General features: G+C 39.9%; 26 protein-coding genes and 1 pseudogene. 12 read left to right on the forward strand and 15 right to left on the reverse strand.

Annotated elements, in window-relative coordinates:
- Positions 1 to 24: 24 nt before the first annotated feature.
- The 3 genes from IPZ59_RS05855 to IPZ59_RS05865 form a co-directional block, all read right to left on the reverse strand.
- Entirely contained in the window at positions 25 to 630 is a 606-nt protein-coding gene (locus tag IPZ59_RS05855; RefSeq protein WP_236138948.1) for a hypothetical protein, read from the reverse strand.
- Between the two features lie 5 nt (positions 631 to 635).
- A complete protein-coding gene (locus tag IPZ59_RS05860) occupies positions 636 to 3038 on the reverse strand; it encodes a TonB-dependent receptor (protein ID WP_236138949.1) in 2403 nt (800 codons plus the stop codon).
- A gap of 196 nt (positions 3039 to 3234) precedes the next feature.
- Complete coding sequence (locus IPZ59_RS05865) at positions 3235 to 3594, reverse strand: hypothetical protein (protein WP_236138950.1); 360 nt, start codon at positions 3592 to 3594, stop codon at positions 3235 to 3237.
- A 158-nt stretch (positions 3595 to 3752) separates the two neighbouring features.
- Here IPZ59_RS05865 and IPZ59_RS05870 point away from each other — a divergent pair, with 158 nt between their 5' ends.
- Positions 3753 to 4121: a hypothetical protein gene (locus IPZ59_RS05870; protein WP_236138951.1), complete on the forward strand. Its 369-nt coding sequence runs from the start codon at positions 3753 to 3755 to the stop codon at positions 4119 to 4121.
- 126 nt (positions 4122 to 4247) lie between these two features.
- Positions 4248 to 4931, forward strand: a complete 684-nt coding sequence (locus IPZ59_RS05875; RefSeq protein WP_236138952.1) for a carbonic anhydrase — start codon at positions 4248 to 4250, stop codon at positions 4929 to 4931.
- Between the two features lie 93 nt (positions 4932 to 5024).
- On the opposite strand, the gene IPZ59_RS05880 is transcribed toward IPZ59_RS05875, so the two are convergent.
- Positions 5025 to 6701 (reverse strand): amidase, encoded by a 1677-nt coding sequence (locus IPZ59_RS05880; RefSeq protein WP_236138953.1) that lies wholly within the window; start codon positions 6699 to 6701, stop codon positions 5025 to 5027.
- Here IPZ59_RS05880 and IPZ59_RS05885 point away from each other — a divergent pair.
- Entirely contained in the window at positions 6693 to 7214 is a 522-nt protein-coding gene (locus IPZ59_RS05885; protein ID WP_236138954.1) for a hypothetical protein, read from the forward strand. The genes IPZ59_RS05880 and IPZ59_RS05885 overlap by 9 nt on opposite strands.
- Positions 7215 to 7445: 231 nt before the next feature.
- Positions 7446 to 7804, forward strand: a pseudogene (locus IPZ59_RS05890) (GxxExxY protein).
- Between the two features lie 279 nt (positions 7805 to 8083).
- Here the strand turns inward: IPZ59_RS05890 and IPZ59_RS05895 are convergent.
- The 3 genes from IPZ59_RS05895 to IPZ59_RS05905 form a co-directional block, all read right to left on the reverse strand.
- Positions 8084 to 8401: a hypothetical protein gene (locus IPZ59_RS05895; protein ID WP_236138955.1), complete on the reverse strand. Its 318-nt coding sequence runs from the start codon at positions 8399 to 8401 to the stop codon at positions 8084 to 8086.
- Between the two features lie 11 nt (positions 8402 to 8412).
- Positions 8413 to 9813: a class II fumarate hydratase gene (fumC, locus tag IPZ59_RS05900; RefSeq protein WP_236138956.1), complete on the reverse strand. Its 1401-nt coding sequence runs from the start codon at positions 9811 to 9813 to the stop codon at positions 8413 to 8415.
- A 102-nt stretch (positions 9814 to 9915) separates the two neighbouring features.
- Positions 9916 to 10407 carry a hypothetical protein gene (locus tag IPZ59_RS05905; RefSeq protein ID WP_236138957.1) on the reverse strand — a complete coding sequence of 164 codons (492 nt, stop codon included), beginning with the start codon at positions 10405 to 10407 and terminating at the stop codon, positions 9916 to 9918.
- Between the two features lie 193 nt (positions 10408 to 10600).
- Here IPZ59_RS05905 and IPZ59_RS05910 point away from each other — a divergent pair, with 193 nt between their 5' ends.
- Entirely contained in the window at positions 10601 to 11764 is a 1164-nt protein-coding gene (locus tag IPZ59_RS05910; RefSeq protein ID WP_236138958.1) for a 6-bladed beta-propeller, read from the forward strand.
- 194 nt (positions 11765 to 11958) lie between these two features.
- Here the strand turns inward: IPZ59_RS05910 and IPZ59_RS05915 are convergent, their stop codons facing one another.
- Positions 11959 to 12339 (reverse strand): RidA family protein, encoded by a 381-nt coding sequence (locus tag IPZ59_RS05915; RefSeq protein WP_236138959.1) that lies wholly within the window; start codon positions 12337 to 12339, stop codon positions 11959 to 11961.
- 145 nt (positions 12340 to 12484) lie between these two features.
- Between IPZ59_RS05915 and kynU the strand changes: the two genes are divergently transcribed.
- Positions 12485 to 13771: a kynureninase gene (gene kynU, locus IPZ59_RS05920; RefSeq protein WP_236138960.1), complete on the forward strand. Its 1287-nt coding sequence runs from the start codon at positions 12485 to 12487 to the stop codon at positions 13769 to 13771.
- A gap of 24 nt (positions 13772 to 13795) precedes the next feature.
- Positions 13796 to 15154, forward strand: a complete 1359-nt coding sequence (locus tag IPZ59_RS05925; protein ID WP_236138961.1) for an FAD-dependent oxidoreductase — start codon at positions 13796 to 13798, stop codon at positions 15152 to 15154.
- A 316-nt stretch (positions 15155 to 15470) separates the two neighbouring features.
- Here the strand turns inward: IPZ59_RS05925 and IPZ59_RS05930 are convergent, their stop codons facing one another.
- From IPZ59_RS05930 to IPZ59_RS05940, 3 genes are all read right to left on the reverse strand, one after another.
- On the reverse strand, positions 15471 to 16091 hold the full coding sequence (locus tag IPZ59_RS05930; protein ID WP_236138962.1) for a thioredoxin family protein: 621 nt from the start codon (positions 16089 to 16091) through the stop codon (positions 15471 to 15473).
- Positions 16092 to 16096: 5 nt separating this feature from the next.
- Positions 16097 to 16588 (reverse strand): TlpA family protein disulfide reductase, encoded by a 492-nt coding sequence (locus IPZ59_RS05935; RefSeq protein WP_236138963.1) that lies wholly within the window; start codon positions 16586 to 16588, stop codon positions 16097 to 16099.
- A 441-nt stretch (positions 16589 to 17029) separates the two neighbouring features.
- Entirely contained in the window at positions 17030 to 17941 is a 912-nt protein-coding gene (locus IPZ59_RS05940; protein ID WP_236138964.1) for a M28 family peptidase, read from the reverse strand.
- A gap of 72 nt (positions 17942 to 18013) precedes the next feature.
- Between IPZ59_RS05940 and IPZ59_RS05945 the strand changes: the two genes are divergently transcribed.
- Positions 18014 to 19000, forward strand: coding sequence for an NTPase (locus IPZ59_RS05945; RefSeq protein ID WP_236138965.1), 987 nt, complete (start codon positions 18014 to 18016; stop codon positions 18998 to 19000).
- 72 nt (positions 19001 to 19072) lie between these two features.
- On the opposite strand, the gene IPZ59_RS05950 is transcribed toward IPZ59_RS05945, so the two are convergent.
- The 4 genes from IPZ59_RS05950 to IPZ59_RS05965 all read right to left on the reverse strand — a co-directional run bounded on the left by IPZ59_RS05950 (position 19073) and on the right by IPZ59_RS05965 (position 21056).
- Complete coding sequence (locus tag IPZ59_RS05950; protein WP_236138966.1) at positions 19073 to 19330, reverse strand: DUF6952 family protein; 258 nt, start codon at positions 19328 to 19330, stop codon at positions 19073 to 19075.
- A complete protein-coding gene (locus IPZ59_RS05955; protein WP_236138967.1) occupies positions 19311 to 19625 on the reverse strand; it encodes a thioredoxin family protein in 315 nt (104 codons plus the stop codon). Before IPZ59_RS05955 ends, IPZ59_RS05950 begins: the two co-directional genes overlap by 20 nt.
- An 81-nt stretch (positions 19626 to 19706) precedes the next feature.
- On the reverse strand, positions 19707 to 20279 hold the full coding sequence (gene yjjX / locus IPZ59_RS05960) for an inosine/xanthosine triphosphatase (protein WP_236138968.1): 573 nt from the start codon (positions 20277 to 20279) through the stop codon (positions 19707 to 19709).
- A 69-nt stretch (positions 20280 to 20348) separates the two neighbouring features.
- On the reverse strand, positions 20349 to 21056 hold the full coding sequence (locus IPZ59_RS05965) for a YebC/PmpR family DNA-binding transcriptional regulator (RefSeq protein WP_236138969.1): 708 nt from the start codon (positions 21054 to 21056) through the stop codon (positions 20349 to 20351).
- Positions 21057 to 21200: 144 nt separating this feature from the next.
- Here IPZ59_RS05965 and IPZ59_RS05970 point away from each other — a divergent pair, with 144 nt between their 5' ends.
- The 4 genes from IPZ59_RS05970 (at position 21201) to IPZ59_RS05985 (ending at position 25269) form a co-directional block, all read left to right on the forward strand.
- Entirely contained in the window at positions 21201 to 22544 is a 1344-nt protein-coding gene (locus IPZ59_RS05970) for an NAD(P)/FAD-dependent oxidoreductase (RefSeq protein WP_394800731.1), read from the forward strand.
- Positions 22545 to 22705: 161 nt separating this feature from the next.
- The gene (locus IPZ59_RS05975) at positions 22706 to 22915 is read left to right on the forward strand and encodes a hypothetical protein (RefSeq protein WP_236138971.1); all 210 of its coding nucleotides are present in this window, start codon (positions 22706 to 22708) and stop codon (positions 22913 to 22915) included.
- Between the two features lie 84 nt (positions 22916 to 22999).
- A complete protein-coding gene (locus tag IPZ59_RS05980) occupies positions 23000 to 23767 on the forward strand; it encodes a helical backbone metal receptor (protein WP_236138972.1) in 768 nt (255 codons plus the stop codon).
- 152 nt (positions 23768 to 23919) lie between these two features.
- The gene (locus IPZ59_RS05985; RefSeq protein ID WP_236138973.1) at positions 23920 to 25269 is read left to right on the forward strand and encodes a Gfo/Idh/MocA family protein; all 1350 of its coding nucleotides are present in this window, start codon (positions 23920 to 23922) and stop codon (positions 25267 to 25269) included.
- The last annotated feature ends 2 nt before the right edge of the window (positions 25270 to 25271 follow it).

The raw sequence follows: 25271 nt of genomic DNA on the forward strand, positions 1-25271 counted from the left end.
ATCTCTGGGTGGCTCTTTATTTTTTTATTCCACAATCGTCAAAGGAAATGTGATATCCCAATCCACATCACCATCTTGAGCAGAAGAGGTGGCTGTTTTTACTCCAGGCTGATGCGCTAACCATACGCGGAAGGTAGCGTTGGTGCGCGGTCCAGCGGTAGTCCAGCTGGTACGAAGTCCAAGCGGTAAGCCATTTCTATCAAAGTCTAGATAATTGACAGCTCCATTTCTATTTTGGATATTACCGTTTCCTGTTGGGCTTGAGAACGCATTAGTAGTAAACTCAAAGAATACCTGATGCTCATCATCTTCTTCTGCAATTTCAAGTTGTACATCTTCCACAGGAGTTACCAAGCGGTTGAGCATCTCGAAAGTCAAGGTATACGTTGTGTTAGCTTTCAAGGTGATTGGCTGTATAGTAAAGGAAGAATTAATTCCTAGACCTCCGGTGGGATCTTCAGCAAGCGCACGTACCACTGTACCATCTTCTGCAGTGAAGATTAACTCGATATCGGTAAATATTTCTGTTTCATTTTCTTCTTCTGGTGCTTCTGCTTCTGTGCACGCTGCAAATACGAAGATGGATAGGATCAAAATCCATAGGGGACGAAGTTTGTTTGTTTTGTACATTTTGATTAGAATTTATAGTGAATTGTTAACATAATATTTCTACCTAAATCGTCTGCGAAGAATCGCATGGCGTTCAAATAATCCCTGTATCGGGTATTCAAAGCATTATGAACTTGTAAGCTTAATCCAAAATCTCCCTTCTCAGCTTTGGCAAAGCCATTCAAAAGGAAGTATCCTGGAGGTGGTGCCAAGAAATCAAAGATTTCAGAATCAAGATCAATGGTTACATTACCTTCGATTATATCACGAATTGTTACTTCCCGCGGTGCTTGAAATTGTCTGAAAGTGTACATGGGCTGCAAGGCAAGTTCCAGCCTATCAAAAGGGCCTACATTTCTTTTGTCGAAGGCTAATTGATAATTTATGTTGATGGGTGGTTGATTGATCAATGGTTCATTTCTTTCTACATTCTGTGACCAAATGTAGCTTCCACCAATTTTGCTACTCCAATTGGGAGAATGTTCCCATTCGTAAGTGAGATCCAATCCCGTAAAGAAGGCATTGGCTTGGTCAAAAATATAGGTTGGCATGGGACCTCTCAAAGTACCGACTACTCCTATTGGTCTCCAGAAAATAAAATTGGCAATGTAGTTGGCATAAAAAGAAGCGCTAAACCTACCTTTGCTTCCGTTAATTTCGATTTCATTGACCCATTTATAGCTTTGTTCAGCTTCCACTCCGCTTTCTGACATACTTACAACGCGATCATTCTGTAAATTCCCCTCTGCATCCTCGTAGTATCGCAGCAATCCAAAGAGTTGTCTAGCCTCATGCTGCCCAAAGCTATATAGTTCAGCCATATTGGGTGGTCTCCAACCGGTGCCAACATTACTTCTGAAAGTAGTTTTCTCATTAATCTCATGGACAAAGCCAAGAGCAGCAGTGAAATTGGAAAAAGAAAAAGAATCGGAAAAAGATGCTTGGGTTCGTTCTCTTCCAGCTACAGAGTTTCGCTCATAATCATAACGGATGCCTAGTTCCCATTCAGAATTTCCTCGCTGAAGGGTTTCTACCAAAAACATACTCGCTCGAAAACCTTCGTAATTTGGGATAAAAGGAGTAATACCTGTTCCAGGATTATTAGCGTTGGATTGCATAAGTATTTGACCTCCCACAATTCCATGAATTCGGTCGCTAAGTTTGTGACTGTAATCAGCTTGTATATCTTGCGTTGTGAGATTTAAGTCTATGATTGGCAATTCTGCATTTCTCCGTACATCAAATTCCTGTCTGCCATTGGATTGAAAGGCATAGCGAAAACTAACATGGTTGTCTGGATCAATACTCCAGTCCAATTTCAAGGAAGCCAAATGATGGCTTACAAACTGATTGGGTTCATTGATATCATAGGAAAAATCCCGAATGATAACTGGCCTTTCTGCTTCAAAATTTCGGATTAAAGCAGCTCCACTACTGCCAATGGAAGCTCGTAGAATCCCTAGATTCTGACGCATAAAACTGTAATTTGCTTTTGCGATCAGGTTATCGCTGATTTTGAATTTTGCTCCGCCAAAGGCGCTGTATTCTCTTGCACCTGTATTGGTAAGCATATAGTCAGGGGTATGTCGATCGCCGACGATGTTGACATTACCTCCAAGATGCCAGCTAAAGTTTCCATACCCTTCAGATAGATTGATACCTGTATTAAAACCACGACCATTGCTCTGAAATCCAGCAACTGCTGAACCATTCAATTCGCTGTTAAAGGGCATGCTGTGGGATTCTGTGACTACCGCTCCCCCAAGTGCGTCTGGACCAAAGCGAACTGCGGCAGCACCTTTGATGACAGAGATAGATTCCGCACTTTGAATATCTATCTCAGGTGCGTGATCAGAACCCCAGTTTTGAAAGCCATGTTTAAACCCATTATTGAGAATAAGAATTCGGTTACCGTATAGTCCATGGATAATCGGAAGTTGAATATTTGATCCAAAGGAAGCAAAGGTCACACCTTGAATATTCCCTAATAAAGTCCCAAGAGAGGCTGTTTGATTGCGGCTAATAAGTTCTCGATCAATGCTTTCAATACTCAAACTCTTGGTGCCTTCGGTGCGGATTCGATCTCCCCGGATTTCTACCGCCCCCAAGCTTTTTTCATCCGTTTCAAGATTGATAACAGCTTTTTCTCCTGATTTAACAGTCGTTTGGACTGGTTTAAAACCCACATAGGTTATCCGGATTTCCCCCTTGTCAGCTGCTCCTATGGGCAACACAAATTTTCCTTGTTGATCAGTTGCCACTCGGTTAGATTCTTCTCCTACAAGGCTGATGATAGCACCGGCAAGAGGAAATTTACTTTCGGCATCATAAACTGTTCCTTCAATAGTGTGATCAACCCGCTGAGAGGCGAATGAATTAGACCAAAGAAACAGACTCAATGCCGCAATGAATGCGGTTAGCTTAGTCATATGAATAGATTGATGGTTCGAAACAAGTACTGAAAGGCTTAATCCCTTCACAAAATTTTCATAGAGATGGGTTGCCTTACAGAATTTAGTACGGAATCCTGCTTTCTTGGAAGAATTAAAATCAACGTCAGATATCCTGTCTAAGAAAAATAGACCGGTCTCAATGAATGATTTTGTTTTCTGTAAGCAGACAGACTTATGATATAAAAATTGGTGGGCCCCGAAGGCTTGAAGGAGTTTTATCAATACAGTCAAAAAATGATTCAATGGATATTCCCTTTAATTCAATAAAGGATGTAGCGATGTTATCAGGGATAACAACTTCAGTAGCTACTGAATGAAAATGAGCATTTGAAATTATATCCCAAAAGATATATTCTTCCTCTGTATGATCATGGTCAGTCTCCCCATTTTGAAGTGGGTGCGCATGAACAATCAGGTGGCCATTTTCTGTAAGATGAACATGCTTATTATTAAAGTTATTCCAAAATATCAAACACCATAGACCTAGCATAGCTATGGAAAGAGCTTTCATATGTTGGATTTGTGCAAGCATGGGTAAAAATTAACAGAATTTCGTTAGTGCATCACTATTGCAATAATGATGTAATCTACATGGCTTAAAACTCTGAAATGGAATATCAGGTTTCATAAATGTTAGTTTTTTTTAAAAAAAGTTTTTACTTTTCTACACTAACCATGAATTCCAATCTAATGAAAAAACTAATTTCTCTATTTACGATGCTTTGCTTAGCGATGACTATGGCAGTAGCAGAAGGTTCCAACAATCCTGATTATTTTGTGGGTGAGTGGGATCTCATGATTGAAGGTACACCTCAAGGGGATGTTCGGGTGATTATGGTACTTGAAAAAGTGGAGGGGAAACTTAAAGGCAAGTTTACAGTAGCTGGAACAGATCAAGAAACAACGCTTTCTTCTATTTCCGAAGGAACAGATAGTATTAGTTTTTCTTTCTTTGCAGAAGGATACGATCTGTATATGAGTTTGAATGCCAATGGGGATGATGCAGTTAAGGGCTATTTAGTAGACCAATTCCCTGTTTCTGGAAAGCGCTTGAAATAAGAATATCAAAGGGGGAGATAGTTCCCCCTCATTTTGATTTCAACGGAATAATTTTTGAGATTATGTGATATTTGACACCATTTCTTGAGTTTAAGTTGGGTGAATTTTGTAAAAAATAACAGATTCATGAAAGCGATATTCTCCAGTTTGATACTAACCTTTTTTATCATAGCCTGTAAGCCAACCCCAGTAGATCAACATTTAGAAGAAGTACCCAAAGAAAATTTATTGGAGATTTTATTAGAAGGGAATCAACGTTTTGCAGAGGATCATCCCATACATCCCGATCAAACCTTGACCAGGTTAAGAGATCTTGCAAAAGGCCAGCATCCTGTGGCAGCTATCGTAAGTTGCTCGGACTCCAGAGTTCCACCTGAACTGGTTTTTGATCAAGGCCTAGGGGATTTATTTGTCATCAGAAATGCAGGAAATATAGTTGGAGATTATGAAATTGGGAGTTTGGAATATGCGATAGAGCATTTGGAAGTTCCACTTGTAATTATCTTGGGACATACCAATTGTGGCGCAATTGGAGCATTTGTGGATCATCAGCATGATCATTCGCATCATTATTCAGAGTATATTCAAAAAATTATTGATTTCATAGAATCTGAAGAGGAGGAGCAAGCATTACCCCGTGATATCCCTGATTTTTACGAAAAAGCCATTGAGGCCAATATCTTGCACGGGGTCCATGCATTGAAAAAAGCCCTACCTTCTGTTGACTCGCTGGTTGCCGAGAAAAAGCTTCGCATAGTAGGAGCTATCTATGACATGGAGACAGGAAAGGTCAGGGTATTGGAAGATTAGAAATCTGACCTAGAAAACTTACAACTAAAAAACGCTACCATTTCTTTTCAATCATTGAGAAATAGTAGCGTTTTTTGGTATAAACCTTATGAATTAGCGATCAAACAACGGCGGCCTTTTTTTCTGCCAATCGGTAGCTTCTTGATAGGCTCTCCCAATCATGATAAGCTTTTCTTCATCAAACAAATTCGCTAGGAAGGTGATGGATGTTGGGCTACCATTATCATCAAAGCCATTGGGTAAGCACAAGGCCGGATGACCAGTTAGGTTCGTTACCTGTAATTGATTGCCTCCATAACTTGGCGTTACGATTACATCAAACTCTTTGAAAATTTCATGGACTTCTTCGATTAGAACCGAGCGGAAGCGACTGGCCTGGATATATTCTACTGCTGGAATAAAGCGGGAAGAGCGAAATAGATTTGGCCATGCATTTTTTCGTTGGTTGACGAGCATATCATCGAAATCCAATCGGGTCATGTCATCAAAAGCTGCCGCACCTTCTACATAAAGTGAAATTAGCATGCTTGGTACATGTACAGATGTTTTCAATTCTACCGGATGTAATTCTACTCCGAGTGCTTTCAATTCATCTAAAACTTTTCTATCTCGAATATTCCCAGCTCTTTCCCCTTCAAAATAGCTAGCGAAATAGCCTATTTTCAAGTCTATTAGATTCTTCTTAGCGTCATAATTGAATGCTGCAGGGATGGTGCTTTTATCCTTTGTATCCAAGCCGTGGATGGCAGCTAATACAATCCCATTGTCTAAGGCTGAGCGTGACATAGGGCCGATTTTATCCATACTCCAACTTAAGGCCATGGCCCCATGACGACTTACCCGCCCGAAAGTAGGACGAAGACCGGTAACACCATTTCTCGTGGAGGGTGACACAATACTTCCCAAGGTCTCGGTGCCAATGGCAAAAGGTACTAATCCCGCAGATACGGCCGACCCAGAACCAGCGGAGGAACCACTGGCTCCTTGATTCAAGTTCCAAGGATTTTTGGTTACCCCACCATACCAAATATCGCCCATGGCCAAGGCTCCCAAGGTAAATTTACCTACAAGCACGGCGCCTGCTTCAGTCAGTTTTTCGACCAAGGTGGCTGTTTCGTCGATTTCCTGATCTTTGTAAGGCATGGCGCCCCATGTGGTTTTGGTACCCTTGACAGCCAGCAGATCTTTGATTCCATAGGGAATTCCGTGAAGTGGACCTCTGTATTTTCCTTGGGCCAGTTCAGCATCCATCGCTTTTGCCTGTGTAAGTGCTTCATCTTCCATCAAGGTAATCAAGCACTGTAAAGTATCTCCATACGTTTTGATCCGTTCTATATAGATGTTCGTTAGCCGCACGGAACTGATTTGGTTGTTTTTGATAAGCACGGATAATTCAGCTACGCTCAAGTAGGCGATGTCTTTTTCAGCCTGCGGGAGTTGTACCGAAGCAGGTAGGCCCCAGTTGTATGCTTCCTGTTGTTGATTTGGGATAAACCCATGTGGGAGTGGATTGAATCCTATACTTGGGCTTACACTGTTAGGAAGAGATTGCTTGCGCATTGCTTCAAAGCTTGCACGGTGACCTTGAAGGTTTTGAATCATGCTGTCCCGTTCGGCTGGTGAAAACTCTAATCCTGCCAAGGCTTCAGCACCCATGATGCTTTCATGGTTGATTTCTCCTGTTTGCCTTCCGATGATAAAACCTACGAACAGAAATCCTGCTGCTAAGAGAAAAATTCCAACCGTCGATCGTTTATTAGAATGCTTCATGTAGTTTTGTGTTTGGGTGAAAACCTATTTGACAACCTAAAAGTTATCCTTGAAAGATACCAAAAAGTAACGATGCAAGAAAATACGCTTACACCAACATTTCCCATGCCCATGCGAGGGCTGCTTTTACTTACAGGAATGTACAGCTTTGCCTGGTCAGCCTTCTTTCGGTATTTTGGAGAGGACTTATTGAGATGGCTATCCATGGAAGCCACTGCTCCTGATGGGCTAAGTGCACGAGTGTTTGGTACTGTGGGTATGTTGGTAGGCTTTGTAATTTTTCTATCAGCTTTTTACCCGATTAGTTGGCGCTATCTGATACTTGCTGGAATTGTGGGTAAGCTGGTCATGATTTCCTGGTTTATACTGGCATTTATACCTGCATTGGATTGGAATAAGCGAACTATTTTCCATGTAGTATTTTCAGAATTGCTGTGGTTGATTCCTTTGACGGTGATTTTATTACGGTCTCTAAAAGTTGCCAAATATATCGCAAGTTTGCCGGAGGAGTGATAATCGGGATTATGCTGAAATGTAGAGATTACATGTTCAAATTCCTGTTAAATAAAAACCTTTGGTTTTCAATCTTCAATGATGAGGAAAACGTATGGAGTATTGATTCACCTGTTAAAGATATCCACTAGGTTCATTTCTTAAAATTGTCTGAATCAGAATTTTCACGATTAAAAGATGCTCAGGATGAATAATTACGATAGTATTACATACAAAATAAATGGTTGTGCCATGAAAGTGCACAATACATTAGGCAATGGTTTTCAAGAAGTAATTTACCAACGATGCTTGGCCATTGAACTAGAAAGAGCAGGACTTGGCTTTGCCCGAGAATTAGAGCAAGATATTTTTTATGATGGTATTCATGTAGAGGTACTCGAAGAGCTGATTTTATTGTTGAAAATGACGTTGTTGTAGAACTTAAAGCGGTCATTAACTTGGAAGATGTACACTTAGCCCAAGCAAAAAACTATTTAGTCGCATACAATAAGCCTATTGGACTCTTAATCAATTTTGGTTCAACAAGTTTACAAATCAAAAAAGTGTTCAATAAGAAGTATCAACTGAATTCTGAAAATCCTAAAATCTAGTAAATCAAGATTCTGACAAATTATTACTTAGACGTACTCGCTTCACTCGCCAATTTGAGCATTGACCTACTATTCATACCCTCAAATTCGGTGAATGATATTCTGGATTTGGTACTAGCCAAATTGTGGGGCAATCATAATGACAAGTTTTTAGATGCTGTTTCTAAAAGTGGCGTTTTTGCGTGAAACAATAAGATGAACACAAAAAGAATCACCTTACAAAACAAAAAAAATGGCTGCTGGAAAGCAGCCATTTTTTTTGTGTTATTTCAGTATCAATTACAAGAGGATAATCAACAAAAGGATGATGATGATTGCACCTGTTGAAATATAGATTCCACCTCCAGCCATAGATTTTGCCTCTTTTTCCAGAGACTTCAATTCAGCTTTCACTGCTTTTTTCTCTGATCTTTCTAGGGAAGAAAAGTCCATTTCCTGAATCTCTGCTACGCGCTCTTCAATTTCTGAAAGTCTTGCAGTCTCTTCTGCTGTCAGTTCTTTAGGCTCTTTGGCCTTGAAAGGTGATGCCTCTACTGTTTGGCTGCCAAAAAACATCATCGTTCCAGCAGCAGCTAAGGTTAATACGTATTTTTTCATCTGGATTAAATTTATTTTAAACTACCAATCATGTCTTCGGGCTTCACCCATTCGTCAAACTGCTCATTTGTGAGCAATCCTAATGCCAAAGCTGCTTCTCTCAAGGATGTTCCTTCCTTGTGCGCTTTTTTGGCAATCGCAGCAGCATTTTCATAACCAATATGGGGGTTCAAAGCAGTAACCAACATGAGGGAATTTTCTAAATGCCTTTTGATAAATGCTGTATTGGGTTCAATACCAATCGCACAGTTTTCATTGAAAGATACACAAGCATCGCCAATTAATCTAGCAGATTGCAAGAAATTCGCAATCATCATAGGTTTGAATACATTCAATTCAAAATGACCATTTGATCCACCTACGGATATTGCCACGTCATTCCCCATAACCTGCGCAGCGACCATGGTAATCGCTTCCACCTGAGTAGGGTTGACTTTCCCTGGCATGATGGAAGATCCTGGCTCATTTTCAGGAATCAAAATCTCACCAATTCCGGAACGAGGCCCAGAAGATAGCATCCGGATATCGTTGGCAATCTTCATCAAGCTTACAGCCAATTGCTTCAAGGCACCATGGGATTCTACAATCGCATCATGTGCCGCTAAGGCCTCAAATTTGTTGGGAGCAGTGACCAAAGGTTGACCGGAGAACTCAGCTATTTTCTTGGCTACTAATTCTGCATACCCTTTCGGCGTATTCAATCCTGTACCAACAGCAGTTCCTCCCAAAGCCAATTCAGAAAGGTGTTCCAAGGTATTTTTCAAAGCTTTTAAGCCATGATTCAATTGGGCTACATAACCAGAAAATTCCTGTCCCAACGTCAATGGAGTAGCATCCATGAAGTGTGTTCGACCGATTTTTACCACATTCATGAAGGCTTCAGACTTTGCCTGTAGCGTATCTCTCAGCTTTTCCACACCAGGAATGGTAGTTTCTACCACCATTTTGTAAGCAGCAATGTGCATAGCGGTAGGAAAGGTGTCATTGGATGATTGGGATTTGTTTACGTCATCATTTGGATGAATAAGCTTTTTGGCGTCTTCTAAAGAACCTCCCAACAATACATGCGCACGGTAAGCAATGACTTCATTGGCATTCATATTGGATTGGGTACCCGAACCTGTCTGCCAAATCACCAATGGGAATTGGTCATCGTGCTGACCTGCTAAGATTTCATCACATACTTGTGCTATGATTGCTGCTTTATCCTGTGCCATCACTCCCAGTTCAGCATTGGTCAAGGCAGCGGATTTCTTTAATATAGCAAATGCTTTGATGATTTCCAGCGGCATGCGGTTACGTTCACCACCGATTTTAAAGTTATTGATAGAGCGCTGTGTCTGTGCTCCCCAGTACTTGTCAGCAGGTACCTCTACAGGCCCCATGGTATCTTTTTCGATTCGTATGCTCATGATATGTACAGATGTGTTTTTCAGATTGCTAAATTAATTCTCAAATGCTAGATTCCATACGAAATTCTGTTCAAAGGGATGCTTTTCTGCTAAGTTCCATAGTTACTTGCTTGGATCACTTGACTCATTGAGCAATTCATAGAATAAATTTTGGGAAATCCTGACCTTCCTCTTAAAGTGCGCCCAAGCAAACCAATAATTGAAAGCTCCAATCAAAAATATAGCCGTTGCCAGTTCAGGCTTTGGAATCAATGAGCTGAAAAGCCCACTTAAAGCCAAGCAGATCACAGACCAAAAAGCCAAAAAAAACACAGATCCCGGAAAAAGGGTATAGTCTAAAAATAGAATGATCCCTGTTTTAGTACTTTCAATTCTCCCTTTGATTAATGGAAGAAAACTATCTGCTTTTTTAATGATCAATGAAATGGAAAACCCATTTTCCTGGATTACCCCATTGAATTTGTAATCGTCTTCTTTCTGTATCTCCATATCCAAGTAATTGACATTTTTAGTGACTTTTTCCAGTCTATACAGTGCTTCTTCTTTGTCCAAAGAAGAAACCAAGGTCTCAGAAAAATTAGGAAACAGTTGCATGAGAAATAAACGCTTACACTACCACAAAGTTAAAAAAAGCCCAAACTTTTCTATTAGCACATTTCAATGTTTACTTTTAATGAATGAAATGCTGGACTTTTTAAATATGATTTAAGAAAAATGTCTGCTAGTCCCTAAAACCTTGGATATATATATTAGGTGCTTAACTAATTTAATGCGAAATACCAATTATATGAGAAAGGGAGTTTCCTTAATCTTTTTATTGTCGATACTCATGTATGCCTGTTCGTCAAATAAAACAGAGGATACAGTTCGTACAACTGTTTATCCTATGGAGATAAAAGTCGAAGCGAAGTTTTCAGACATTTTTGAAAAAATAAGTTATACCAGCCTTAAAATCCCTTATCACCTCAATATAACCAAAATTGATAAAGCGATTTTTACAGGAGATCATTATTTAATTGGTGATTATCTCGATGGGTTAAAAATATTTATCTTCAACCAACAAGGTGAACTTAAAGGACTAATCAACAATTATGGAGAAGGGCCTGGAGAGTATACAGCAATTTTGAACTTTGTCTTTGATTCAATAAACAATCAAATAGAAGTGCTAACCGTTGAGAGAATAATAAAGTTTGATCTTGAGGGAAATTTTTTGGAGGAATTCAAACTCCCAATAAAAATAGAGAATTTTATAGTTACAGGTCAAAATGAATATTTAGCGTTTATTCCCCCTTACATTTTTAATGAGTCATTGCCTAATGGTGGAAAAGACTTTGATTTATTCTCAATGGATCTCGAGGAAAAAAATATAGATCCCATTGTTCCAGATGTGTTTTCACAGAAAGCTTTTCATTTCATAGAAAAAGGCAACTTATTTGTTAACGGAAATGATTCTTATTTTTCAACTACTTCAGTAGATACCATTTACAAAATTGTAAATGCAAAATTGGAACAAAAAATTGTTCTTGATTTTGGGAAGTTCCAATTGAACCCTAAGGATTTTCATGGATTAAGTTCGCAACAAAAAGCCTTTAAACGCAATCAAGAAGAGTTTATTAACAAGACTTTTTGGCACTATCCACATCTTAGTACTGATGGCAATACGTTAATCACGACATATTTAAACAGGAAGGGATATAAATTAACCGTGGTTGAGTTAGACCAAGGAAAAGCATGGACTTCCCCTAGTTGGATCAATGATATCGATGGAGGATTGGAATGGTTCAATTCCCCATTTATTTTTGAAAATTCGATATTCTCTTTTATGTCCAATGAAGTAATTTTGGACCATTACAACAAAAAAAATTGGAATGGTTCCACTACTCATTTTACAGAATTGGCGGAAAATTTAAGTGATGAGCTGGTCGTGATAAAACATGAATTGAGAAAATAAATTTTCCAATTTTGTCAAATTACACAAACACAGCTCATCACTAAGTCATGTAGACCAGCTGTGATGGCCACGTGGAATTAGCCTTTCCTCCAACTTTGGCAATGCAAGTAAACTTCTACTAGCGAAACGGTAAAATTTGTTTAGAAAAGGTCTTATTTTAGGAAATTAAATCAACTGTATGCTCTAAACCCCCATTAATTAACAGCAATACAGGAAATCTCCACATTAACATCTTTCGGTAAGCGACTGACTTCTACGGTTTCTCTTGCGGGAGGATAGCTTTTGAAGTATTGACCGTAAGCTTCATTGATGGTGGCAAACTGGCCCATGTCTTTGATAAATATGGTGCATTTGACCACATGTTCAAATCCATAACCTGCTGCACGGAGTACCGCTTCCAAGTTTTTCATCACTGCGTGAGTTTCTTCCGTAATGTTTTCATTGATCAATTCACCTGTCTCAGCATCTAGGGGAATTTGACCTGATACATACAATGTGTTTCCTGCTTTTACTGCCTGACTATAAGGCCCTATGGGTGCCGGTGCCTCAGATGAATAGATAATTTCCTTAGACATAGTTTTGTATTTTTTCGCAAATTACATAATCATGGAATTCTCTTGCCTCGAATTCCCCTTTTTTTCCATCGAAATAGTGTATGTTTGGGGGTTTTATCAAACTTAAAACACACCTTTCCTGTTCAAGTATAGTCAATACTGAAATATGAGCACCACCGCATATCAATTTACAGAAGCATTTGCCCGCAGCATGGATGCGCAGGATCCTTTGAGCAATTACCGTTCAAACTTCCATTTTCCAAAAGTTGATGGGAAGGAGGCGATCTATTTTTGTGGGAATTCTCTCGGGTTGCAGCCAAAAACAACAGCGTCTTACATACAGCAAGAGCTTGAAAATTGGGCAGAAAAGGCAGTGGATGGGCACTTTCATGGAGAAGATGCTTGGTACCATATCCGCAAAAAGTCTAAGCCTGCGCTTGCGCATATTTTGGGAGCACAGGAGCATGAAGTAGTGGCTATGAATAATCTGAGCACTAATCTACATTTGTTGATGGTGTCCTTTTACAGGCCTACTGTTCAGAAATTTAAAATTATCACGGAAGCAGGTGCATTTCCTTCCGATATGTACATGTTGGAGACGCAGGTACGATTCCATGGTTTTGATCCTGATGAAGCCATTATTGAAATTGGACCAAGAGCAGGTGAGCATACGATTCGCACGGAAGATATTTTAAATGCCATTTATACGCATCAAGAAGAGCTTGCATTAGTGATGATGGCAGGTTTACAATACTATACTGGCCAGGTTTTTGACATGAAAGCCATTAGTCAAGCGTGTAAGCAAGTGGGAGTGCCCGTGGGATTTGACCTGGCACATGCTGCTGGAAACGTTCCTTTGCAGTTACACGATTGGGGAGTGGACTTTGCTACTTGGTGTTCGTATAAATATTTGAATTCTGGACCTGGAAATATTTCTGGAGTATTTGTTCACGAGCGCCATGCAGAAAATCCGACTCTACCACGTTTTGCCGGATGGTGGGGACACGATGAAGGAGAGCGATTTAAGATGGAGAAAGGCTTTAAGCCCATGTTTGGTGCCGATGGCTGGCAACTGGCAAACTCCAATGTACTGGCATTGGCAGCGCACCAGGCAAGTTTGGATATCTTCCATGAAGTTGGAATGTTAGAGTTGAGGAAAAAAAGTGAGCAACTGACAGGTTACTTAGAATTTTTGATTCAAGAAATCAGCGGTGATACAGGAGTATTGGAAATTATCACTCCATCATCGGCCCAAGAACGTGGCTGTCAATTATCTTTGTTGATTCATAAAGGAGGAAAAGCCGTCTTTGATGAGTTTTACAAACATGGTGTAGTCGGGGACTGGAGAAATCCGAATGTAATCCGGTTGGCTCCTACGCCACTGTACAACAGTTTCTTGGACGTGTACAGATTTGCCAAAATACTTGAACAATCCCTAAAGAAATTCGCTTAACTAAGGGGTTACAATCTCAAACCTATGAAAAAGAATCAAATCAGTATCCTTGGCTCCGGTCTTATCGGGTCATTGTTGAGTATATATCTAAAAAGACGGGGCTTGGATGTAGCGATGTACGAAAAGCGCGCAGACAACCGCAAAGGTCCTTATCGCGAGGAAGGCAGATCCATCAATATGGCACTGTCAGACAGGGGATGGAGAGCGTTAGAAAAAGCCGGTTTGAAGGAAAAAGTCACACCGTTGACTATACCTATGTACGGAAGAATGGTTCACGACGAACATGGGAAAACAACTTTTTTGCCTTATGGAAAGGAAAATCAAGCCATTTACTCCATATCAAGAGGTCGATTTAATCAGTTGTTGGTGGATGAAGCCGAAAAGGCTGGTGTACATGTTTTTTTCGACTCGAAGATAGAAGACGTCGATCTCAAAAATTTTCAGATTCAATTGAGTTCAACGTCTACAGGAGAAAAAGAAACTATACAATCGGAGGTAATCATTGGGTCAGATGGAGCCTATTCCAGTTTGAGGAATGCGATGCTAAAACAAATGCGTTTCGATTACAGACAGAAATATATCAGCCATGGGTACAAGGAGCTTAGCATCCCTCCAACTAAGGATGGAGAATTTGCCATGGAACCCAATGCCTTGCATATTTGGCCACGAGGCAATTTTATGCTGATTGCCTTGCCTAATCCCGATAAATCTTTCACCTGTACGCTTTTTCTCCCATTTGAAGGAGACAGAGTTTGTTTTGAAAATATCAATGATGAGCGAGATGTTGTCGGAGTATTTAAAACCTACTTTGATGACGCCTACGAATTGATGCCGGAATTGACCAAGGAATACTTAGCAAATCCCACATCTTCATTAATTAACATTGAATGTTTTCCTTGGATGCTAAAAAACGCACTCTTGATCGGAGACGCTTGTCATGCTATGGTGCCGTTTTACGGGCAAGGAATGAATAGTGGTTTTGAGGATTGCTTTGTGCTGGATGAGATTCTTGAAAAGTATGGGACAAATTCTTGGGAGCTGGTTTTTGCAAAATTTCAAAAAGTCCGAAAGCCAAATACTGATGCTATCTGTCAGTTGGCCATGGAAAATTTTGAAGAAATGAAAAACGACGTGGCAGATCCTAAGTTTATTTTACGCAAAAAAATCGAAGCAAAACTGCATCAGCTATATCCAAAGGATTGGATTCCTTTGTATACCATGGTTACCTTCTCCCATATACCTTACGCGGAAGCATATTATCAAGGTAAGTTACAACAGAAGATCATGGACCGGGTAATGGCTCATCCGCTGATCACCCAAAATTGGGATAAACTGGATTACGAGGATATTATTAACCAAATGGATAAAGCAAGGGCGGTTTAGAAATGCTATTGTAAGGATGAGGGAAGAAGGTTGAACCAAGTACCAAGTAGGGAATCGTCTAGAAAAAGCGAATCTTTTGACAAGTTCGAAGAAATGAAAAACTAGAACGTTAGAAAGTTTGCTAGTCTTATTTCTATCTTTTTTATCTATCCTCTAGTTGAGTTTAGACCTGGCAGGTTTTTGAAACCTGCCAGGTCTATCACCTCTGTCCACTGACTTCGACTCCGCCCAGCTACCGCTGTACTCACCGATAACCACTTATAGTCAGCTGCTCATTGTACATTGTTCACTTTTCACTGCTCACTGTCAACTGCTACTACTCCGTTTTCGTCCACTTAATAGTGCAACCAATCGCTTTGGTAGTGGTCAGGGCAATGGATTTACCTCCCATGATTGCGGACATGGCATCTTCTACATAGCGCTCCGTGACTGCACTAGCGTCTTGGTAGTTATTATCAATGGCACCGATGTATTTGACGATGAAATCATTTCCTTCTTTGTTGAGTAAATAGACGTGTGGCGTACGAGTACCTCCGTAAGTCTTGATCACTTCCTGTGATTTGTCATAGACATAGGGGAAGGGGAAGTTTTTTTCCTTTGCTCTTTCCTGCATTTTTTCAAAGCTGTCGCCAGGAGAGACTTTTTCATCGTTGGGGTTGATGGCAATTACTGGATAGCCCATTGCAGCATACTTGTTGTGTAGGTCTATCATGCGATCTTCATAAGCCACCACATATGGGCAGGTATTACAGGAGAAAATCACGATAGCACCTTTGATATCAGACATTCCCGCTAAAGAAACCATGCTTCCATCTACATTTTTTAAACTAAAATCACTGGCTTTGTCTCCAATTTTATAGCCTGCTTCTTGGGCTTGGATTTGAAAGATCACTGCTAATGCCAGTGTTAGTGAAAATAGAATACGTAACTGTTTCATAGGTTTTACTTGAGTTGTTGTATGATTGTTTTTAATTCTGACTCATCTACTTCTCCTTCATGGAAATATTTACTTCCATCAGATTTAATGAATAAAGTAGCAGGGATGGCGCCTGACCAGCTTGGATCGACTTTATCAATCCACTTGTTATAGTCCACGTCGTTAAGTAGGTATACAGGTGCTTGTACGTTTCTTCGTTCAATAAAGTTAGTTACTCGCTCTGGTTTCCTCCCGTCATCCATGGAGATAAAGATTAATTCAATGTCACTATTTTCTGCCTGAACCTTCTCGAAATAGGGCATCTCTTTTACACAAGGCGCACACCAAGTGGCCCAAAAGTTGAACACCCTGAGTTTAGAGCTTGATTCTCCCATCATTTTTTCAAAATCTTCGAAGGTGATAATCTCAAAATTAGTAGGATCCTGATTGGTGGGTTGAATCTTGAATCCATCTCCCCATACCCCGAAAACGAGGAAGAGTGAAAATAGTATTTTCATCGTTAAAATTGTATTTTTTGAATTAACATTTAGATAATATTCTAGCCATAGAAAGCATACTTCAAAAAGCTACCGACAGAATATGTAAGGTAATAGCGTTCCTCCAAATTTTATTCTTTTTCTGAAATCAAGAAGCAATTAAAAAATAATAACGTATGTAGCCGTAATAAGTTTGACCGCTCATAAAAAGGCCTTCAAATCGCTGAATTCGAAGGGTGAAAAAAGCAAGAAAAAATTATCCACATTTATCCACAGTTATCCACATAGAAAATTTTAGGAGGGTTAACTGCCTGTTAATCAAGTATTAATGTGGTTGAGCTTATGGGCTGTTTTGTGGATATCTTGCTGTAAATGAGATTTTTAAAATTTCAAAATTCTTTGCGCGAGTGGATAAACTGTCCAATCAAAATTTTATTTGTTTTCGCCATTTCTTGGATAAATCTAAAGTTTTTCATCCATAGAAATCAAGGTTTTTAAAATCAAATTTACTGCATTCACAAAGAACTCAGGTTGAATGTTTTCAAACGTATCGGTCACTTTGTGATAGTCTTCATGATCGTCTACGCCGAAATAAATAAACGGAACTCCTTTTCTATGAAAAGCAGCATGATCAGAGGAAAAAGTCCAGTCTTGCAACCCATCAAGTTCTTTGTTATCATGACCCATTTTTAGCTGAACAGGCTGATCTTTGGTGAATGGTTCAATAAGTGGTTTTAATTGAGGATACCTATTGGTTCCTACAGCCCATAATACATTGTCATCACTTCGGCTGACCATATCCATATTGATACAAAGGGCAACTTGTTCCATAGGGAATGGAAAATCTTGGACTAGAGCCTTAGAACCATGATGACCCATTTCCTCTGCATCCACTAAAGCAAATAACATGGAATGTTGAGGTCTATTGGTCGAAAAGTATTCAGCTAAGGCTAAAACTGCCGCAGTACCGGATGCATTGTCGTCAGCACCGAGGAATACTTGATCGTTGATTTTCCCTAAATGATCATAATGAGCCATTACTACGATGATTTTTTCACTCAAAGCACCTGGAATAAAACCTATGATATTGGCAGCACCCTCATAACTAGTCTGAACTCCTCCTCTAGAAGAAACAAAATCAAAAAACTGGGTATAGTCTTCGTATTGAGAGGTCAGTTGTAATTCTTTAAATCTGTCCCTTATGAATTCTCTGCTCATCAGACTTCCTTGGGATAAGGGTTTTCTCCCTTCCAGTGTTTCGGAGGCAAGGTATTTCAAATCCGCCAATAAGCGCTCTGAATCTACTTGTTGACTGTGTACCTCGCCACTCATAAAGAAAAGTACAAATGATAGATATCCGATTATTCTGTACATATGGTTTGTTTGTTTTATTCGTTATGTATATTCGTAAAATTACTGACAACTTCTAGTTCTGCATACTTCGCAATGAAATATCTTTTGATAAGTATTTTTCTTTTCGGTTACACTTGCCAAATTCATGCCCAAGGTACTATTCCTGATGAATTTTTTGCCGGGAAGTCCGTTGTACTTGTTTCCAATGCTCCACAGGCTCGTCCACTAGCAACATGGCAAGAATTGGCAGAAGCGCTACACCCTGCTTTGATGGATGCAGGAGGGGATCCTGTTGGGTACTATGAACTAGAACAATTGACGCTTTCAGAAGAGACCCAAGCAGGCTATGCAGCAGCATTTATAAAGCGCCAAATCAATACCGTAATCATTTTGACACGAAAAGCTAACGGGACTTTGCACCTACATATCGGTCCATTTAGTAATTCCAAACAAATCATACAATCATCTGTTCTGTGGGGCATAGATGCCATTAGCATGGATAATTTAGCCGAACAATTGAGTGCTTTTGGAAAATCTACTCGAAGTAAAAATTACCTGGTGCTAGATGTACCAGAATTTTTGGGAGGAGAGCAGGCGGTTGCTTCTTCTACTTCCAGAAGGTTTTTGGCCCGTAATCCTTTAAACTTAGATGTATTCAAATTGGGTGTTCGATTGGCAAGTGGGACTTCAGAAGCTGTACTATCTAATTTCCGATATGACTTGTTAGGTAAAAGCGAAGAGCGTATAGCAGCTGAGCAGGCAGAAGAACGAAATAGTCTGGAACAGATTTTTGAAGAATACTATCCGCATCAAGTTGCTTACCTAACAACGGCTAAAACAGATCAAGAGCTGATTGCTGATCGAGTGCAATTTCAATTGATCAGGGTCGAAGGTAGAGAGGCTGATTTATTGCAAAGTATGGGGTTACCTATCCAAGATCCGGAAAAAAACACCCGTATAGTGGTTAAATTCTACATTAGACTGATTGTAAGAGATGAGTTGTACATTGGACCTACTTGGGACGCGGATCCCAACTGGCGAATAGCATTGACCAATTTTCTTAAGAATCTAGCTCTTTAAAAATGAAAAAGCCCCTTAGTAGGGGCTTTACAGCTTTCATTGTGTATTAGGGTGACGAAACAACTTCAGCTTTTATTTATCAATAGCTCCTGTAACACGTTTCATGAATGCGTTCAAGGCTTCTTTTTTATCCTGACCTTCTTTGATCATTTGATTAACTTCCAAAGACCCATATAAGTTTGAAATAAGTTCACCAATTACCTCCAGTTCTTCATCCTTCAATGATGGACTATCGGCCAAGTGCTCCAATAACTCCAGTGTTTCGTGTACATAGTCTTCGTCATTGGATTCGACGAAGCCCAAAATATGCTTAATTAGTGGCAATCTCATCGACAAGGCTTTTAAGTACTTCTTCCTTATTGGTTTGGTTTTGATTGACCAATGTACCGTTTTTGAATGCAGCAAAGGTAGGCAGATTTGTAACCTGTGCTAGTTTTCTTGACTCAGGAAATTTTTCAGCGTCTACATATACAAATGTCACGTTGCTGTATTCTCCTGCCAAGCGCTTCATTTTCGGTTTCATGATTCGGCAAGCCCCACACCAAGTAGCTCCATATTGTACAATCACCTGCTCGTTTTCAGCAATTACTTGCTGCAATGTATCGTTTTCTAATTCTTGTAACATCTTCTAATTATTTAATGATGCAAAATTAACTGTTATGGAAAGGAAAAACCAATTGATAAAATCTATCCTTTATAGTTGGGCTTAAGAATAAATATCTGGATTCATAAATGGAATCAATGCCAAAATAACGGCAGGTGAGTAATAATCTTTACGATCTATCCGCTGTTGTGTAAGAATTCCTACGGCTCCATTCCCAGTTTTTGAACTTTCTCGGTTAAAGAATTGATCATCTGCATCTCCCAACTCCATTCCTCCTTTAACGAGTGCTACTATGGCTGGTGGAAGAAAGAAAGTAGCTGTTTTGGCTTTTCCAATTTTTCCTGTCTTGTCCAAAATAACTACCCAAGCAAAGGCCTGCATTTCCTCTCCCATCGTCTCAATGCCTCCCTCTATTCCTACCCAATAATCTGCTTCAGGAAAGACAGTTTTAGAATTTTTAGCACGGTTGAGAGCACCTTGGTAGGTCTCTTCATCCCCAATGGGTTGGTTGGATACACCTGAACCTACATTGAGACCTTCTATGAGAAATGCATCGTCAAAGGCTTGATGAAATGCGATGTCTGTGCAACTGATCTTGACGGGGTTTTTACTGCCTACAATGATTAAAAACTGCCGTTTATCTGATTGAATATTTTTCCGTTTGGGAAATGCCATGAGTATAGTGTACTAAAGGATAGTATGAGACATTGGTAGATTTACCTAAGTCATCCATCCAAGTTAAAATTAAGCCATATTTGTGAAGACTTGATTGACGTCGTCATCGTCTTCTAGCTTTTCTATCAATTTGTGAATATCTTCTTCTTGTTCTGGAGTTAGCTCTACTGTGGTTGCTGGAAACCACTGAAAGTCAGCATTGGTGATTTCTATGTTGCGGTCTTCCAAGGCTTTTTGCATTTTCCCGAAATCCTCAAACGCCGTGTAAACAAATATTTCTCCCTCATTTTCATCAATTTCATCCAGGCCGAAGTCAATTAGGTCTAGTTCCATTTCTTCCAGATCCATTGCTCCTTGCGCAAATCTAAATACTGCTTTTTTGTCAAACATAAAACTTACCGAACCAGATGTTCCCAAGGATCCATTTGATTTGGTAAAATAGCTTCGGATGTTGGCCACTGTTCGATTGATATTGTCGGTAGAAGTTTCGATAATCATCGCTATACCATAAGGCCCATAGCCTTCGTACACAATTTCTTCGTAATCCTTTTCATCCTTGTTGGAGGCGCGTTTGATGGCTGCTTCAATCCTATCTTTAGGCATGGCAGCTCCCTTGGCGTTTTGAATAACAGTCCTCAGCTTGGTATTATTGGCTGGATCCGGCCCGCCTGCTTTGACAGCCATGACAATTTCCTTTCCCAAGCGGGTAAAAACCTTGGACATTTTACTCCAACGTTTAAACTTTCGTTCTTTTCTGAATTCAAATGCTCTTCCCATCGTGTATATTTTTTTAAAAGCTCGGTAAAATTAAGAAATCTTTTATATTTGTTAAGGAATATCCGCAAATCTACACCTGTCAGTTAAAAAGGCATCATGGTCCAAGATATTCATTAGCTTATTTTTCTACCATTAAACCGTACCATGATGAGTACTGAACTCCTTCCGATTCCAAATATCAGTAAGCCAAGCCATCAACGTATTGTAATTGTGGGAGGTGGTTTTGCAGGATTAAAGTTGGCGCAAAAATTATCTCATACCGACTATCAAGTGGTGCTGTTGGATAAAAATAATTACCATATGTTTCAGCCTTTGCTTTATCAGGTCGCAACAGCCGCTCTGCCTCCAGATGCGGTTTCTTTTCCTCTCAGAAGGGCTTTTCATAAAACGCCCAATGTGGTTTTTAGAATGGCGGTGGTCGAAGAAATTAAAAAAGAAGAAAACCTTTTACTCACAAATCTTGGAACCTTGACCTATGACTATTTGATTTTAGCGCAGGGTGCCAGTACAAATTATTTTGGTAATCAGAATGTGCACAAATATTCAGCTCCGATGAAATCAACTTCGGAAGCATTGTACATTCGTAATAAAATTATCTCGAATTACGAGCGGGCAGTCAATATAGCCGATCCTGAGGAGCGCAAACCTATCATGAATGTGGTCATTGTGGGAGGTGGAGCTACCGGTGTGGAATTGGCGGGTTCTATCGCTGAATTAAGAAACAAGGTACTACCAAAGGATTACCCACAGCTTAGTTTTAAAAATATGCGGGTTATCTTGATAGAAGCGGGACCTTGTTTGTTAGCAGGGTTAAAGGAAAAATCCCGGGATAAAGCCTTGGAGTATTTACAAAAATTGGGTGTAGAAGTCATGTTGCATACTATGGTGACAGATTACGACGGGTTTACAGTTCAGTTGAAAGATAAACCTTGCATCCAAACGGTTACACTTTTATGGGCAGCGGGTATCAAAGCCAATTCATTGATCGGTATTTCTGAGGGGCAAAAAGCTCCAAATGGCCGTTTGTTAGTCAATGAGTTTAACTTACTCAAAGACATGAAAAACATTTATGTGGTAGGAGACCAATGTGTACAAATGAATGAAAAATACCCTAAAGGCCATCCACAAGTTGCTCAAGTAGCTATTCAGCAAGCGGCTAACCTTGCCTCCAATTTAAAAGGTGAGTTGAAGAGAAAATCTTGGAAACCGTTTCAATACAAAGACCTCGGGTCCATGGCCACTGTAGGCAAAAGTATGGCTGTGGTAGATTTGCCTTTTATAAGTTTCAGAGGATTTTTCGCTTGGTTTGTCTGGTTGTTTGTTCACTTGATGGCTATTTTGGGGGTTCGCAACAAACTTGAAATTTTACTGACTTGGGCATGGAAATACCTGTCCTTTGATCCAAGTTTACGATTGTTGATCCGACCACGGTATGTCAAGGAATTTAAGCGTAAATGGATGACTGAAGAGCCGGATTATGAAGTGTGATGATATTTACAATTCAACTGATCGAAAAACATACGAGCGTAAATATTTCAGCATTCTACGAAAAAGTCAGGCATAGATAAAAATTTAAGCTACTGTTTTTCAAACAAGTAGGTCAATAGTTGGGTTAATATTTTCCCCAATAATTTGGTACACCTTTTATTATGCGTGATTACATCCTTTCCCATCCATTGTATATTCCATTTGTTTTATTAAACATCTTCATTATATATCAGGTGATCAAATTGTATGTGTGCGAAGATAAGAGAAACGATGACGATGACGAGGGGGGCTCTTCTTTCAATGATGATCCCATTTTAGATCTTCCTCCTGGTGTAGGATTACCTACGAAGGAGCCTAGTTTGAAAGATTAAAAGGTTGTTGTATTAAATTTTTCTTTCTTGAATTTTAGAGGCAATAGGGATTTTTTGTAGTTTTCTTCCATAAAACTATCCTACATGCCATTCTACACCGACCAAATGAAGCGCTCCATCCACATCTCTGCGTATCCTCAGCGGATTGTTTCGCTTGTGCCATCGCAGACGGAGTTATTAGTGAACTTGGGTTTGGAAGATAGGTTGGTCGGGCTGACCAAGTTTTGTGTGCATCCCCAAGGGCTCAAAAAGCAAAAAACCATTATTGGAGGGACTAAGAATTTTCATTTCGACAAGATAGCTGCCCTTCAACCTGATTTGATAATTGGAAATAAAGAGGAGAATTATCAAGAGGGAATAGAATTTTTAGAAAAGAAGTATCCCGTTTGGATGAGTGATATCTACACCTTGGAGGATGCTTTGGAGATGATGAAGGGAATAGGAGAAATTACGGGAACAGTTGCTCAGGCTGATAATTTGATACATGAAATCTCTCAAGATATGGCTTCTCTTGCAGCACAAAACAAGGGTACAGCTGTGTATCTGATCTGGAAGGATCCGCTCATGGCAGCAGGACTACAAACATTTATCCATGATATGTTGGGTAGAACAGGATTTACCAATTTGGTACAGGAGCCTCGTTACCCTGAACTTTCCATGGAGGATTTAAAAAAGCTTTCCCCTGATTTTCTTCTGCTAAGTTCCGAACCTTTTCCCTTTAAGCAAAAACACATCGATGAATTTGCTGCTCAATTGCCGCAAACGCATGTACAGTTGGTGGATGGGGAAATGTTTTCTTGGTATGGGAGTAGGTTGAGGTGTTTTAAGGAGTATGTGAATAAATTCACGTAATGAGTGTTGAATTATATTCCTCATAATTTTTTTGAATTCCCATGTAGTTTAAATGAAAACGCTACCGACTGAAAAATTTCTATAATTTAGATATTCTTTTATAAAAAATTCGATTAACTTTTACGCTTAATTGCTAATTGATCGAATAATATATGAAGCAACATCGCCGTCATTTTCTCAAAAAACTAACTGCCACTAGTGCAATTGCTGCACTAAGCCCCATGGCACTGGAAGCATCCTCACAGGAAAAGTCATTATTAACCAGAAATTTTCCCAAGTCCACTACGGAACTCAAGACTATTCGTATTGGCTTGATTGGTGCAGGAGGCATGGGAGTAGAAGATACGCAGACAGCCCTGCAACACTCAACTGTAGAACTTGTAGCGGTATGCGATTTATATAAAGGTCGGTTGGATGCAGCTAAAAACCGTTGGGGAAGTCAGCTTTTTGTTACTCAAGATTACAAAGAATTACTGAAAAGAAAAGATGTAGATGCTGTGATTATCGCAACATCCGATCATTGGCATAAACAGATCAGTATAGATGCTTTACATGCTGGCAAGCATGTGTATTGTGAAAAACCAATGGTTCACTCGGTCAAAGAGGGTAAGGAAGTAATCGATGCTTGGAAAAAATCCGGAAAGGTGATGATTGTCGGTAGTCAAGGGGTATCTTCCTTAGGCAACGAAAAAGCCAAAGAATTGCTCGCACAAGGGGCCATTGGGGATATCGTCTATGCAGAAGGATTTTGGGCGCGCATGTCTCCCGAGGGTGCCTGGCAATATGCCTTACCCAAGGATGGAAATGAGCAGATGGTGGACTGGAAACGCTATATCTCCAACACCAACCAACTCCCATGGGATCCGATGCGTTTTTTCCGATGGAGAAATTACTTGGATTACGGCACAGGCATGTCAGGAGATTTGTTTGTCCACTTATTTTCTAGCTTACATTTTATTACTGACTCTTATGGACCCAACAAGATTTCAGCCATGGGTGGCCTGAGGTATTGGAAAGATGGCAGGGAAGTACCGGATGTATTATTGGGGAGTTTTGACTATCCCGACACACCACAGCATCCTGGGTTTAATCTATCCTTAAGATGTAACTTCGTCGATGGCACCTCAGGCACTACTTATCTGAGAATCGTTGGTACGAAAGGGTCCATGGATGTCAAATGGGAGGAAGTTGTTGTAAAAATGAATCAATCCCTCGCATCTGATGATCCTTATCTACAAGAACAGGCACGTTTGAGAGGAGAATCCCAAGCGCGTGCCTCCATATTACCCCCTAAAGAATTGGTGTACACAGCAGAAAGAAATTGGAAAGGGGCGCATTATGATCATTTTGGAAACTGGTTTGAAGCGATCAGAACAGGAGGTTCCGTTGCTGAAGACCCGGAGTTTGGCTTCCGTGCAGCTGCTCCGGCACTGCTCTGCAATGACAGTTATTTCCAAAACAAATTTATAACTTGGGATCCCGTAACTATGCAATTGATATGAAT

The organism is Mongoliitalea daihaiensis (assembly GCF_021596945.1).
GTDB classification, from domain to species: Bacteria; Bacteroidota; Bacteroidia; order Cytophagales; family Cyclobacteriaceae; genus Mongoliitalea; species Mongoliitalea daihaiensis.